The organism is Halorussus sp. MSC15.2, assembly GCF_010747475.1.
Classification (GTDB): Archaea; Halobacteriota; Halobacteria; order Halobacteriales; family Haladaptataceae; genus Halorussus.
On record NZ_VSLZ01000001.1, the window covers coordinates 138,141 to 150,997 of the forward strand.

Genomic DNA, 12,857 nt, shown 5'->3' on the forward strand with positions numbered 1-12,857 from the left:
CGTGGTCGACTCCTGTTCCGGTGACTCTCCTCATAAGACTACGCTTCGGAGTGTATTCTCCACGTGAATATCGTCTCGAAAACGTAGTTGAATATCGACCCGACGCCGATTCCGGCGGTATTCGCTAATAGATACCACACACCGAGATAGTGATTCAGGAAATAGAGGACGCCTAGCGCGATTCCAACTCCGCCGAGACGAACGACGTTAGACCGGAGGAGTCGGCGGACGATAGCGCCGGGCGAGCGAGACGCAGTTCCGGCGAACGTCCACCATTCGTTTAGGACGAACATGAAGAGAATTGCGGCCTCCCCACTAATTATTTTCCCGACGACTGGAGTCAGATTCCCAACGTCCACGAGGCCGACAAGAACGAGATTGTCGAACACCGCTCCGACCGCGCCGACGGACAGAAACTGGCCAAACTGAACCCCTCGAAGCAGTGACTGTACTCTCTTCTCCATCAATCGTCACCGTCCGCGACGGTCGTAAGCGTCGATTCCGACGTTTGGTTCACGTTCACGTATCTTGGGCTATTTGCGATTGTCGTCGTCCGTCGCCGAACGTCTATCAGGGCACTTGCGAGTTCGACGGGCGTCGAAACGGGGTCGACAGTCGATTGCGGTCGATCCTCCCACGTAATCGGAACCTCCGCGATATCGTACCCTAACGCTCCGGCTACCGACACTAGCTCCATGTCCCACGCGAAGCCGGGTTCGTAACAGTGGTGACCAATCGACTCCCACGCAGTCGCTCGGACCGCCTTCGCTCCGCACTGGTAATCCCGACAGCGCGTGGGAAGCATCCACTTCGCGCACCCCGCGAAGATATCGCCCAGAAAGCGCCGGGTAACCGTCTGATGGGCCACTATCTCTGAATCAGGGTGACGGCGCGATCCGATACTCACGTCGGCGGTATCTTCCCGTATCTGTTCGACGACTCTGTTCAACGATTCGGTCGGAACACTTCCGTCCGCGTCTGAGAACGCCAGAATATCCGCGTTCATCTCGTCGAACCCGGACATGATTGCCGCTCCTTTCCCTCGGCGTTCCTCAACTGTGTTCACCTCTGCTACTGCTGACAGGCGTTCTTTCCCCTCCTCCTCGGGTTGGTCGTACTCGACGATGATTTGTTCCGGTCGTATCTCTCGTTTTATATCCTTAATATAGCTTACAACTGTCTCTACATTAGGTTGATAGGCTGGAATGACGATTCCGATACTGTCAGACATTTACTTCCCCCGAAGAAGTAGAGACGTAAGGCAACTACCGCTCGGCCACCTATGGCTATTTATTCGATGCAGTCGCCCAGACGTGTTCTCCATAGGAATAGCGCGGGCCGGTGTCATCTAGTATCTTATGAATGTGCGTTTATTACTAATATATGTCGATAATCATCCGTAACCCCGATAGTACTCTAGCTCGTCCTTCGCGGGTAGCCGTCTCGTTATCAGTAGGATGTTCCGACCTGTCCGTTAGGATAGAAAAGTTCAAACACGGACCAACCAAAACGCCAACTAAATTGATGAACCACAATACAAACCCTTCTGTCGGAACGCGAGAGTTCCCTCTCTCGCTGGACACGATTAAAACCAGTCTACCGGCCGTGCTCTTCGTGCTGGTCAGTCTGTTCAACGTTGGGCGACGGTTCCTCTTCGACTATCGGCTATTAACGGACGATGCGGCTTTCTTCCTCCACGGTGGATGGTACATGTCGCAGGGTGCAAATCTCTATACGAATATCTGGGACATCAATCCGCCAGTTCCGTTCGAGATTAGTTGGATATTCTCACTCGTAACTGGAGGGAACACGCGGGGAATGTACGCACTCGCCGTTCTAACTTCAATAGTGCTCGGTGCCGGTATTATCCTCTTGATTACGGATGTCGTTCTCGGAATGACAGAAGACGTAGAGGCAGCGATGTGGGCGGGTCTTTGTCTTCTCGTCGTTCCCGGTTTCCATTGGAACGCCAGTGCGGGTATCCATCCGAAGTATCTCGTCATGTTCCTCGGATTCGCCTCCCTCTACTTTGCGATTCGGTCACGACCGGCGCTCGCGGGCGCTTGCGTCGCTGCCGCGACACTCTCGTGGCAACTCGGTGCCTTCTTCCTTCCCCTTGCGTTCGGTCTCCTCCTCTCTGAAGACCGGATAACCAACACTGTCTGGTACATAACCGGAGGTATCGTCACCACGGCAGTGATTTTCGCTCCAATCGCCCTCACTTCGGGGGTACGTCCGTTTCTCCTCGAGGTAGTCATTGCACCCTCGAAGACGGGCGACGCGATAAGCATCTCTAACTTGGGAAAGATTCTGACGATGCTAGGTATCTCCTCCATCCCGATGGCTCTCGGAGTCTTCGGTGCGTTACTCCACGACAAGACGGATTCGTGGTGGATTCTCTGTGGCGGAACTCTCTTTCTCTTCCAACTCGTTGCGCTCGATTTCGACGGCCGAAGAGATATGTACGTCGGTCTCTGCTTCGCAGCCGTCGGTTTTGGTCTTCTCGTAGCCCACACTAATCGGGAACGACTTCTGAAAGCAATGGTGGCACTCCTCCTCGTCGTTTCCATCGGCCCACTCGGTGGGTTCGGAGTCGTCGATTACTCGGTTACTGCGAGTGAACAGGCGAGACCACCTCATCCTCTCTTCCAATCTAGTATCCACGCTATCGGCGAGACGGTCGGAGTCTCCGGTACTTCGTATCAGTCGCTATCGCGTCGAGACGAAATCTCTCAACAGAACCTATTCTGGAACACAATATCTCCGGACCATTGCCACTATATGATGAGCAGAGCAGAAATCCAGTGGATGGACGCCACGGGAGTGGGTCGTGACGAGTGCGGACAGCTACCGCTTCGACAGGTGTAATGTAGTCTCTCACGGAGTAACACCGCTTCTACCCTGTCTGCGAAGCGCGATAAAATAAGTTCCTGTCAGGCCCGACCGGCGTCCACGTCGATGGCGTCGACGGGACAGACGTCCACGCAGAGCATGCAGTCGATGCACTGGGCCTCGTTGGCGGGGTCGGCCTTCTTCTCGCTCTCGGGGTGGTCGGGGGTGTCCACCCACTCGAACACGTCCACGGGACAGTCCTCCAGACACGCGCCGTCCGCGATACAGAGGTCGAAATCGACGGCGACGTGCGTGCCGTGGATGCCGAGTTTCTCAGGTTCGTCGACCGGACCCCACACGTCGTGGCCCTCGTGAGTGTCTAGCTTCTCGCGGTTCTCGTGAAATTGCGGGTCGATTGCCATCGGAGTTCACCTACCACTACTTGGGCGACTAGGTACTTAAAACACGGTACTTCATTTAAACGTACCGGCGAGCGAACTCGGTTTAGGTCGGGCTAAAAACGCGTGACGGGACGGTTTTGGGTGTTTCGGCCGCGAGAGCACTCAGAAGATTTTAAGTTGAGAAACCGTCCGAACTCCGAGTTAACGCGGCGGACCTCACCTCCAGACGCGAACGCTCGGACGACAGCATCTCCGCCGTCCGCGGCTACCTGCGCTCGCAGTTCGGTTCCGGACCGAATCGACGCCACGCCAGTCCGAGAACGCCGACCGTCAGCACCGTCACGGACACCTGTACGACGTTCGCGCCCAGTCCGCCCGCGACCGCACCGCTCGCCAGCGCCGCCCCGCCGACCGCGCTCCCGCCGATGCAGCAGAGACTCGCCAGTCCGCCGATGCCGAGGAGTCGCCACGGCACGTCGCGTCGGGTCACGGGCGGAAATTGCGGGGCGCGGCCTTTCGCTCTTTTGTCCGAGTCGTTACAGGAATCTCGTTCAGCGAGCGTTTTTACCGGATGGCGGACAAGTCCGGGTCGAGTCGTGTCCGACCGCTCCCCCTCGCCCGCGTCGCTCGCGCCCGACCGCCTCCCGTCGTCGCCGGTCCTGAAGTACTACCTCTATCAGGCGACCGTCTCGTTCGGCTTCTTCTCGCCCGTGTTCACGCTGTTCCTGCTCGACCGCGGACTCGACTACACCGCCATCGCGTCGCTGAGCGTGCTGTACGCCGTGCTGACCGTCGTCGGTGAGATACCCACGGGCTACGTCGGCGACCGAATCGGCAGGCGGGCCAGCCTCCTTCTGAGTTCGGTGTTCATGACCCTCTCCATCCTCGGGTTCGCGCTCGTCCGCTCGTACCTCGGTCTGGCGGTCCTCTACGTCCTGTGGACGCTCTCGCTCGTCTTCCGGTCGGGGACGGGCGACGCGTGGCTCTACGACACGCTGGAAGCGCGACTCCGGTCGGACCGCTTCGCGCACGTCCGCGGCCGGGGCCAGTCGGTCCGGCAGGCCGTCACCGTCGTCACCATGCTCGCGGGGGGCCTCCTCTACAGCGTCCGGCCGACGCTCCCGTTCGTCGCCTCCGGCCTTCTCAACGGCGCGGGCGTGCTCGTCCTCCTGACGTTCCCGAAGAACCGCCAGTACGTCGATGGTGACAGCGGGGGAAGCGACGATAGAACCGACCGCTCGAACGACGCCCTCGACACCGTCGCCGCGCTCGGCGTTCTCCGCGAACAGTTGACCCGGCCGCGCCTCCGGTGGTTCGTCGCGTACGCCGCGCTCTTCTTCGGCGTGGTCGTGGCGGCCGACACCTACGTCCAACCCGTGAGCACGGAGACGCTCGGCGTCCCCGTCGCCTCGATGGGGTTGCTGTACGCCGCCTTCGCGGGCGTCTCGGCGGCCGCGAGTTACTACGCCGGGCCGGTGCGGGACCGCCTCGGCGTCCGGGGCGCGGTCCTCGCGGTCCCCGTCGTTCTCGGCGTCGCGCTGGTCGCGCCCCTGCTGTGGCCCCTCCTCGCGTTCCCGGCGTTCTTCGTCCTCAAGGGGTCGCGCTCGCTCCTCCACCCCATCGTCACCCAGCGCGTCAACGACGAGGTGGCGTCGGTCGGGCGCGCGACGGTCCTGAGCGCCGCGTCGATGGCGTACGCGCTGGTCAAACTCCCGTTGTACCTGCTCGGCGGCGCGGTCGCGGACGCCACCTCCGCGCTGGTCGCGGTCGGCGTCCTCGGCGGCGTCTTCCTCGCCGGAATCGCGGCGGTCCGGGTCTTCGCGTCGCCGCTCGCCGAGAGCGAGTCGGACCCGGTGTCGGGGTAGTCTCTCGGTCGGACCGTCCGCGTCGCTCCGTCGCTCGGCGTCGTTCTCGCTGGCGGCACGCGATTGCTCCGACGGGCGACGCCTTGCCGACGCGCGTAGCTTTTTCCGCGCGGCCCGACACCTGACGACCATGCCAACCATCCCGAGTCCCGGTCTCGGCACCTCCGGAAACGACGAATCGGACCAGTGCGCCGAGACCGTCCGACAGGCCCTCGAAATCGGCTACCGACACGTAGACACCGCCCAGATGTACGACAACGAGTCGGCGGTCGGCGACGGCATCGCCGCGAGCGAGGTGCCCCGCGAGGAGGTGTTCCTCGCCACGAAGGTCCACCCCTCGAACCTCGCGCCGGAGGACGTCCGCGAGACGACCGCCGAGAGTCTGGAGCGCCTCGGCGTGTCGGCGGTGGACCTGCTGTACGTCCACTGGCCGATGCGGGCCTACGACGCCGAGGCGACGCTGCCGGTCTTCGACGAACTCCGCGAGGAGGGCACGGCCGAGAACGTCGCGGTGAGCAACTTCACGACGGAGTTACTGGACGAGGCTCGCGAAATCTTGGACGCGCCGATAGCCGCCAATCAGGTCGAGATGCATCCCCTGCTTCCGCAGGACGACCTGCTCGACTACTGTCGGGAGCGCGACGTAACCGTCGTCGCCTACGCGCCCCTGATGCAGGGCGAGGCGGGCGACGTGGACGAACTAGCCGAGATTGCCCAGTCCCGCGACACCACGCCCGAGGCGGTCAGTCTGGCGTGGCTCCGCCAGCGCGACGGCGTGGTTCCGATTCCGAAGGCCACGGGGGAGGACCACCTCCGGGCCAACTTCGAGACGCCCGACCTCTCCGCGGAGGAGGTCGAGCGAATCGACGCCATCGAGGAGCGCGAGCGACTGGTGGACCCCGACGACGCGCCGTGGAACTGACTCGCGGACTCAGAGCGGTTCGACTTCGTCGCCGACCTCGATACGTCCCGACTCCACGACGTCGGCGCAGAGACCGCCCCGGTGGAGGAGCGCCGACACCGCGCCCTCCTCGGTCAGCGATTCGAGGTGGCCGCAGGGTTCGCAGAGTTCCACGCCCTCGCACACTACTTCGCCGACCCGGAACCGCTCGCCGACGAGGTGATTGAGCGCGGCGTCGCGGGTCGTGAGGTTCCGACGGTGCTCGCCGTCGCGCAGGTCGATGCCGTCCTCGGCGGCGGCGTCGAGTGCCTCGGCTTCGACGAGCGTCACGTCTGCGTTCTCCTCTCCGAAGTGCCGGTCGCCGCGTACTCCCTCGCCCGCGAGCGCCTCGACGGAGTCGGTCGGTTCGGTGTCCTCGCCCGAGTCGGGCGCGAGGTGGATTGCCTCTACGAGTCCGGTTCCGTCCATAGACCGTAGTCAGACCGAACCCACTTAATTCTCGCCCGTCGCACGCTGGCCCGCCGCTTCCTCGTTCGCCCCGTCGCGTTTCTCGGCCCACTCCAGCACCGGTTCGAGGCGGGCCGCCAGTTCCCGACCGTCGTCGGTCATCTCGTACTCGACGCGGGGCGGAATCTCGTCGTACTGCGTCCGAGTCAACAGGTCCGCCTCGGCCAGTTCGTCGAGTCGCGCCGACATCGTCGAGGTGCTGGCGTCGGGGAGGTACTCCTCGAGTTCCCGGAACCGCGTGGGGTCGGTCGCGTTCACGACGCAGAGAATCTGCATCGCGTACTTCCGGCTCAGGCGGTCCATAACGCCGCCGAGTCGGCAGTAGCAGGTGAGTTCGTCGTCGGTCGGGTCGGGTGTTGTGGGTTCGTCGTCCATCGCTTCGGTCCCTCGAAGTTGGTTCTATACTTCGGACTCGACAGTATAAGCACTTTGGGTATCAAAGTATAGTCGATGTCGGAACCAGACAGCGCGAACGTCGAATCGAGTGGAGAACCGAGCGATGTCGAATCGAACGAGACCGAATCGAGCGACCGACCGAACACTACCGGACGGAACGACGCCGCACCGGTCGAGGAGCGACGACTCCGGCCGGAAGTCGCGGAGAACCTCCGGACGCTGTTCGGCACCGACGACCGGCCCGAGACGTTCGGCGGATGGCTCGACACCCTCGCAGAGACGTTCGGCGACGACTGGCCGCCGGCCGTCCCCGAACTCTGCCACGACGAGGACGGTCGCCACCGCGCCGAGACCGACGACGAGACGTACCGGTTCGTCTGCGTCCTCGACGCAGTCCTGCTCCCGTTCCTCGTCGACGAGTCGGTCGAGGTGCGCTCGGCGGGACCGGAGACGGGCGAGACGGTCACGTCGGTCGTCTCGCAGGCGGGCATCGAGACCGACCCCGAGGACGCCGTGCTGTCGTTCGGTGTCGCGTCCGTCGAACCCGGCACGGAGGTGACGGCCCGGTTGACCTACGAGACGATGTGTCCCTACATCCACGCCTTCCCCGACCGAGACGCCTACGAGCAGTGGGACGAGCGGACCGACGCGCCGACGACGGCAATGCCGCTCTCGGACGGGTTCGCGCTGGCGCGGGCGATGGCGCGGGTCTGAGTCCTAACAGTCGGCCGAGAGCGAATCAGACCAGTTTTGTACCTCGGAGGAGACACTCCCAGTCGTGCCGCGGTTCGACTACCCCTGCCCCGACTGTCGGACGACGAGCAACCTCCACGGTCCCGACTGCGAGTTCGAGGGCGCGTCGTGGTCCGACATCGAGAAGGCCTACACAGACATCGTGGCGGTCCTCTCGGGCGGTCCGCTCCCCGACCACGCGCTCCCCGAGGCGGTCCACGGCCGCTGGAGTTCCGTCCACAAGGCCGCGCTGGACCGCCTGCGCCACGAGCAGCGCGTGGTGGAGGGCGAAGGCGGGCAACTCGAACTGCTGACCGCCGCGGAGTACAAGGAACACGTCACCGACCCGAACGTCGAACCCATCAAGACCGTCGCCGAGAAGGGGTCGGTGCCGGGTGCCCACGACAACGCCGTCTTCGCCATGATAGCGTGGTACGAGATGGTGGGTCTCTCGTGGGAGGAGACCCGCGACCGGGTCGTGGACTGGCTCCGCAACACCGGGACGTGGACCCGCGGCGGGTTCGAGGAGGCTTCGCCGCAGGAACTCGTCAACAAGAAGCGCCACGTCTACGAGTCGGGCTACGGGTGGAAGGAGAAGGCCGAGGCCGCGAAGGCGGTCATCGACCGGAGTCTGTAGTACCGGCGTCGATACCCACCGCGACGGTGGCCCGCGCTACTCGTTTTGGAGAGTCGAAAGAGAAGTCGAAGCGACCGGACCGACGTTAGTCGCTCTGGATGCGGGGCGCGAGCATGAAGGTGACGTTACCCTGCCCTTCCGCGATGTCGAAGTGGAGTTTGACGGGGAACTCCTCGCCGAGTTCGATGGTGACCTCCGCGTCCTTCGGGATGGCCTTGTTCATATCCTTGAGGTAGTCGAGGCTGAACAGCGACCGGGCGGGACCGGCCTGCAGGTCCACGAGGTCGTCGCGGTCGAGTTCGAGGCGCACGTCGTCGGTGTCGCCCTCGGCCTCCACGACGAACGTCTCGGCGTCGGCGTCCACCGCCAGCGCGATGTGGTCGCTGACCATGTCGGCGGCCGTGACCGAGCGGTCGATGTCCTTGCCTTCGATGACGATTTCGGCCGGGAGGTCGAGGTCCGGAATGTCGGGTTCCTGCCGGATGGAGTCGGGGTCGATGAGCGCGAGGGTGTACTCCAGTCCGTCGATTTGGATGTGGAGTTTGCGGGTCTCCTCGTCGAGTTCGAGGTGAATCGGCTGGTCGCCGCTGGCCATCCCGGCGATGTCTTCGAGTCGGTCGAGATTCACGCCGATGATACCGCCGTCGGCCTCGTAGGATTCGAAAGCAGACGCGTCGAGTTCGAGGTCCACCATTCCCACGTTCGCGGGGTCTACTGCACGAATAGCGAGACCGTCCTCTTCGAGGTGGATTTTACACTCGTCCACCAGCACGCCCACGGAGTCGATAGTGTCCTTGAGCGTGTCGGCGCTCACGATAGCCTTAAACATCTTGGAGAGTGGTACGAACCCCCGCCATAAAAAGTCCCCCCTTCGGGCGCGTGCGCGTGTGAACGACGGCCGAGCGCGGACGCGGCGGCCCGACGGCACCGACGCTTATCGACTCGCCACCTCTCTCGCCCACGTGTCGCGCCACTCGTCCACGTGTTCGGCCAACACGTCGTAACTGAACTGGACCGGTTCGTCGGGGACGTGGGCGTACTGTCGGAACTCCTCGGGGAGCGACGCGTTCTCGACCGTGGGGATACCGACGTTCTTCACCGCGGTCTTCCGCTGGACCTCGGGGTCGAGCAGGAACTCCGCGAACGTCCGGACCAGTCCGTCGCGGTCCGTGGTCGCGAACTTCCCCACGCCGTCCACGTAGGCGTACCCTTGGTCGTTCGGGAAGCCTATCTGGTGGCGACGCATGTCGGCGTCGTTGTTGGCGGCGTACACTTGGTCGGTCGAGTACGAGACCACCATCGGGGCCTCGCCGTTCGAGTAGGCGGCGTACGCGTCGCTCCACGACCCCAGCACCCGAACGTCGTTGTCCATCAGCTTCTTCCAGTAGTCGAGGTAGGAGTCACTGCCCTTCTGTTTGATAGTCCAGAGCAGGAACAGCAGGCCGGTCGTCGTGTTCCGCGGGTTCGCCAGCAACAGCGAGTCCCGGTACGAGTCACCGGTCAGGGCGTCGAGCGTCGGCGGGGCCGAGACCTTCCGCTCGTCGTAGACCAGACAGACGTACGACGCGCCCGTCGGCAGAACCCGCCGCTCGGGGTCGAAGTGGTACTCGTCGGCGATGTTCTCGGCGTTCCGAACGCTCCCGGTGTCGAACGACGCGAACAGTGGGTCGTCCAGTGTCCCGTTCGCCCGGACGAGGTCCTCGGGAGTGACGCCGACGTACGCGTCGGCCCCGAGGTCCACGCCCTCCTTGCGTCGCTGGACGAAACTCGTGAACTCGTTCTCGTTGACGACCCACTTCAGCGTCGCGTCGTGACGACGCTCGAACTCTTTCTTCACCCACGCCCCGGCGCTCGTGCTCGGCGCGTCCACGAACGACTTGTACGTCCCGACGCGGAGCGTGTCCGGCGAGGAGCGGAGCGCGCCGCCGAGGCAACCGCTCCCGGCGACGGCGGTGACCGCGGCCGCAGTACCCCCGAGGACGCCCCGCCGACTCATCGGTCCGGGTCGGTCGCTCGTCGGTGCGTCGGACGGTCGTTGGTCGGTCATCGGTCGCTCCGGGCGTCTCGTCCGAGATGCGTCTCGACGCGCTCGACCTTCTCCTCCGCCGCGAGGTCCTCCTCGCGGAAGTGGTCGATTTTCAGGTTCGTCAGCGTCCGGGAGGCGTCGATAGCCTCGGTCGCCGCCTGCGCCGCGGCGAACACCTCGCCGAGGTCGTCGGCCTCGATAGTCGTCTCCATCGGGTGCGTCTCGTAGCGAACGTCGAAGCGTTCCAGCGCGTCGATGGCCGCCGCGATTTCGGCGTCGAAGTCGGCGTCCGAGTCGTCCAGCGGTGCGACAGTCAACATCGCGGTCACGGTCATGGCAAGAGCTGGAGATTCGCGGATAATATAACCACGTGGTTACTGCCGGGTGGAACTGTTCGCATCTCGACGTGTAGCCGGGACCGGGTCCCATTCGCCATGCTTACGAGTTGTCGCCACGTACGACCGTCAACGAGTTACGCATCTATGAGTCACAAAGACCACTACTACAATAAATCGAAGCAGGAGGGCTACCGCTCTCGGGCCGCGTACAAACTCCAGCAGATAGACCGCGAGGAGAACCTGCTCCACGAGGGCAAGACCGTCGTGGACCTCGGGGCGGCCCCCGGCGGATGGCTTCAGGTCGCCGCCGAGGAGGTCGGCGAGGGGGGCACCGTCATCGGCGTTGACCTCCAGCGCATCGACTCCATCGACGGCGTCGAGACGGTTCGGGGCGACATGACCGAGGAGTCCACGAAGGAGGAGGTCCGGGACCTCGCCGGCGACTCGGTGGACGTCGTCCTCTCGGACATGGCTCCGAACATGACCGGCGAGTACAGCGTGGACCACGCCCGGTCGGTCCACCTCGCCCGGCAGGCGTTCGAGACGGCGCTGGACGTACTGGACTCCGGGGGCGACTTCGCGGTCAAGGTGTTCGAGGGACAGGACTTGGACGACTTCCGGTCGGACCTCGAACCCGAGTTCCAGTACGTCCGGACGCTCCGGCCCGACGCCTCGCGGGACTCCTCCTCGGAAGTCTACCTCGTCGGCAAGGGTCGGATGACCGCGCCCGTCGAGGCGGGCGACGTGGTGGAGGTCGAAATCGTGGATGAGGGGTCGGAGGGCGACGGCGTGGCCAAAGTCGAGGAGTACACGCTGTTCGTTTCCGGGACCGAGCAGGGCGAGACGGTCGAGGTGGAGGTCACCGAAGTCAAGCCCCGGTTCGGGTTCGCCGAACCGGTCTGAGCGTCGTCGTCGGGCGGTCGAGTTTCTCCTACCGCGAAATCCAGCAGTACGTCTGAATCCCGCCGAACAGAAGCGCCAGCACGCCGTTCTCTATCAATAGGAACAGGTGCGCCTGTCCCGGATTCAACTCCCGAACGACCAACAGCAGGACCGCGAACACCGTCGCGAGGACGAGGTTGTACTTCGCCAGCGCAGACCAGCACGACTGGTCGAGTTCGATGAGACCGTCGCTTCCCATGCGACCGCATCGACGCGCGAGCGGAAAAACCTACAGTCGCGCTCCGACCCCTGCCCACCGCACTAGCCCTCTGAAGAAAATGACCACGCCGACCAGAAACGCGGTCAGCGCCGCCAGCATCGACGTCGATTCGAGCGCCGCGCCGCCGAGGAAGGGACCCCGAACGAGCATCCAACCGCCGAACAGGGCCACGGCGAGACCGAAGACGGCAGTCAACCCACCGAGTAATTTTCGCATGTCCGTCTGGCTCACTCTACGCTACGAAAGAAACGTTTACGGCCGAAAATCGATACCGAGAATCGTCAGTTACCGGTCTGGTTGCGCGCCTCGTCGAGCCACGCTGGCTCGGCGACGGTGGTCTCCCCCACGTCCGAAATAGTCATCGAGTAGGTCGTCCGGAACTCCTGACCGTTGCGCGAACTCGTCGCCTCGACCGTCACCGAGTGGACGACGCCGCGCTCGTCCACGAGAATGGTCGCGTCGAACTCGCTGACGTTCGCTCGGTCGGTCGCAGTGGCGTTGCTTCCGTCTGCCTGCAACACGAGGAGCGTCGTTCCGTTGACCGTCCGGACGCCGGTCGGCGTGAAGTTCGCCATCCCGGCGAACTGGTCGAGGTATCCCGACCCGGAGTACGACGGAACGAGTCGCATCGCTTCTTGGCTGCGGTTGGTGACCTGATACGCGGCCTCGCTGTTGTCGCCGGTCGCGATGCGCGTGTAGCGTTTCTCCGGCGTTAGATACACCGACATCTGCCGGCCCGACGCGGAGCCGTTCACGAGGACGTTGTCGCGGGCGGACCCGACCGCGGCGTCCAGCACGACCGACCGATTCCCGGCCGAGGAGTTCACGGTCGAATCGATGCTGAGCGTGAGACTGCTGTTTTCGAGGGCCGACTCGTGGGCGTTCGCGAGCGCCGTCACGTTCGTCCCGTCGTCCGAGACGCCCGCGGGGTACGAGACGTCGCCGAGAGTCTGTTCGCCTGCGCCGTCGCCCGGGAGCGCACCGGAACAACCGGCGAGGGCGACGAGGCAACTGAGTACGAGTAACTGGAGGACTCTTCGTCGCATGTAATTCACCGTCC

Annotated in this window: 18 protein-coding genes; 6 read left to right on the plus strand and 12 right to left on the minus strand. The window is 63.7% G+C overall.

Annotated elements, in window-relative coordinates:
- Positions 1-38: 38 nt before the first annotated feature.
- On the minus strand, positions 39-464 hold the full coding sequence (locus FXF75_RS00735) for a GtrA family protein (RefSeq protein ID WP_163519666.1): 426 nt from the start codon (positions 462-464) through the stop codon (positions 39-41).
- Positions 464-1,231 (minus strand): glycosyltransferase, encoded by a 768-nt coding sequence (locus FXF75_RS00740; RefSeq protein ID WP_163519667.1) that lies wholly within the window; start codon positions 1,229-1,231, stop codon positions 464-466. Before FXF75_RS00740 ends, FXF75_RS00735 begins: the two co-directional genes overlap by 1 nt.
- Positions 1,232-1,524: 293 nt before the next feature.
- On the opposite strand from FXF75_RS00740, the gene FXF75_RS00745 reads away from it, so the two are divergent.
- On the plus strand, positions 1,525-2,868 hold the full coding sequence (locus FXF75_RS00745; RefSeq protein WP_163519668.1) for a DolP-mannose mannosyltransferase: 1,344 nt from the start codon (positions 1,525-1,527) through the stop codon (positions 2,866-2,868).
- A gap of 65 nt (positions 2,869-2,933) precedes the next feature.
- On the opposite strand, the gene FXF75_RS00750 is transcribed toward FXF75_RS00745, so the two are convergent.
- Both FXF75_RS00750 and FXF75_RS00755 read right to left on the minus strand, forming a co-directional pair.
- A complete protein-coding gene (locus FXF75_RS00750; RefSeq protein ID WP_163519669.1) occupies positions 2,934-3,254 on the minus strand; it encodes a ferredoxin family protein in 321 nt (106 codons plus the stop codon).
- A 244-nt stretch (positions 3,255-3,498) separates the two neighbouring features.
- Positions 3,499-3,723 (minus strand): hypothetical protein, encoded by a 225-nt coding sequence (locus tag FXF75_RS00755; protein ID WP_163519670.1) that lies wholly within the window; start codon positions 3,721-3,723, stop codon positions 3,499-3,501.
- 106 nt (positions 3,724-3,829) lie between these two features.
- On the opposite strand from FXF75_RS00755, the gene FXF75_RS00760 reads away from it, so the two are divergent.
- Entirely contained in the window at positions 3,830-5,098 is a 1,269-nt protein-coding gene (locus tag FXF75_RS00760; protein ID WP_309221731.1) for an MFS transporter, read from the plus strand.
- Between the two features lie 130 nt (positions 5,099-5,228).
- A complete protein-coding gene (locus FXF75_RS00765; RefSeq protein ID WP_163519672.1) occupies positions 5,229-6,020 on the plus strand; it encodes an aldo/keto reductase in 792 nt (263 codons plus the stop codon).
- Positions 6,021-6,029: 9 nt separating this feature from the next.
- Here the strand turns inward: FXF75_RS00765 and FXF75_RS00770 are convergent, their stop codons facing one another.
- Complete coding sequence (locus FXF75_RS00770) at positions 6,030-6,467, minus strand: MOSC domain-containing protein (RefSeq protein ID WP_163519673.1); 438 nt, start codon at positions 6,465-6,467, stop codon at positions 6,030-6,032.
- A gap of 24 nt (positions 6,468-6,491) precedes the next feature.
- Positions 6,492-6,881, minus strand: coding sequence for a helix-turn-helix domain-containing protein (locus FXF75_RS00775; RefSeq protein ID WP_163519674.1), 390 nt, complete (start codon positions 6,879-6,881; stop codon positions 6,492-6,494).
- A gap of 75 nt (positions 6,882-6,956) precedes the next feature.
- Between FXF75_RS00775 and merB the strand changes: the two genes are divergently transcribed.
- Both merB and FXF75_RS00785 read left to right on the plus strand, forming a co-directional pair.
- Positions 6,957-7,616 (plus strand): organomercurial lyase, encoded by a 660-nt coding sequence (merB, locus tag FXF75_RS00780; RefSeq protein ID WP_163519675.1) that lies wholly within the window; start codon positions 6,957-6,959, stop codon positions 7,614-7,616.
- A 64-nt stretch (positions 7,617-7,680) separates the two neighbouring features.
- Positions 7,681-8,271 carry a hypothetical protein gene (locus tag FXF75_RS00785; RefSeq protein ID WP_163519676.1) on the plus strand — a complete coding sequence of 197 codons (591 nt, stop codon included), beginning with the start codon at positions 7,681-7,683 and terminating at the stop codon, positions 8,269-8,271.
- A gap of 85 nt (positions 8,272-8,356) precedes the next feature.
- Here FXF75_RS00785 and FXF75_RS00790 read toward each other — a convergent pair whose 3' ends face one another.
- The 3 genes from FXF75_RS00790 to FXF75_RS00800 all read right to left on the minus strand — a co-directional run bounded on the left by FXF75_RS00790 (position 8,357) and on the right by FXF75_RS00800 (position 10,632).
- Positions 8,357-9,100 (minus strand): DNA polymerase sliding clamp, encoded by a 744-nt coding sequence (locus tag FXF75_RS00790; protein ID WP_163519677.1) that lies wholly within the window; start codon positions 9,098-9,100, stop codon positions 8,357-8,359.
- A 105-nt stretch (positions 9,101-9,205) separates the two neighbouring features.
- Positions 9,206-10,318, minus strand: coding sequence for a thiamine ABC transporter substrate binding subunit (locus FXF75_RS00795; RefSeq protein WP_240334471.1), 1,113 nt, complete (start codon positions 10,316-10,318; stop codon positions 9,206-9,208).
- Positions 10,315-10,632 (minus strand): thiamine-binding protein, encoded by a 318-nt coding sequence (locus FXF75_RS00800; RefSeq protein ID WP_163519678.1) that lies wholly within the window; start codon positions 10,630-10,632, stop codon positions 10,315-10,317. Before FXF75_RS00800 ends, FXF75_RS00795 begins: the two co-directional genes overlap by 4 nt.
- A gap of 147 nt (positions 10,633-10,779) precedes the next feature.
- On the opposite strand from FXF75_RS00800, the gene FXF75_RS00805 reads away from it, so the two are divergent.
- On the plus strand, positions 10,780-11,538 hold the full coding sequence (locus tag FXF75_RS00805) for an SAM-dependent methyltransferase (protein WP_163519679.1): 759 nt from the start codon (positions 10,780-10,782) through the stop codon (positions 11,536-11,538).
- A 28-nt stretch (positions 11,539-11,566) separates the two neighbouring features.
- Here FXF75_RS00805 and FXF75_RS00810 read toward each other — a convergent pair whose 3' ends face one another.
- The 3 genes from FXF75_RS00810 to FXF75_RS00820 all read right to left on the minus strand — a co-directional run bounded on the left by FXF75_RS00810 (position 11,567) and on the right by FXF75_RS00820 (position 12,843).
- Positions 11,567-11,776, minus strand: coding sequence for a hypothetical protein (locus tag FXF75_RS00810; protein WP_163519680.1), 210 nt, complete (start codon positions 11,774-11,776; stop codon positions 11,567-11,569).
- Positions 11,777-11,806: 30 nt separating this feature from the next.
- A complete protein-coding gene (locus FXF75_RS00815) occupies positions 11,807-12,013 on the minus strand; it encodes a hypothetical protein (protein WP_163519681.1) in 207 nt (68 codons plus the stop codon).
- Between the two features lie 65 nt (positions 12,014-12,078).
- Positions 12,079-12,843 carry a hypothetical protein gene (locus FXF75_RS00820; protein WP_163519682.1) on the minus strand — a complete coding sequence of 255 codons (765 nt, stop codon included), beginning with the start codon at positions 12,841-12,843 and terminating at the stop codon, positions 12,079-12,081.
- Positions 12,844-12,857 lie beyond the last annotated feature (14 nt).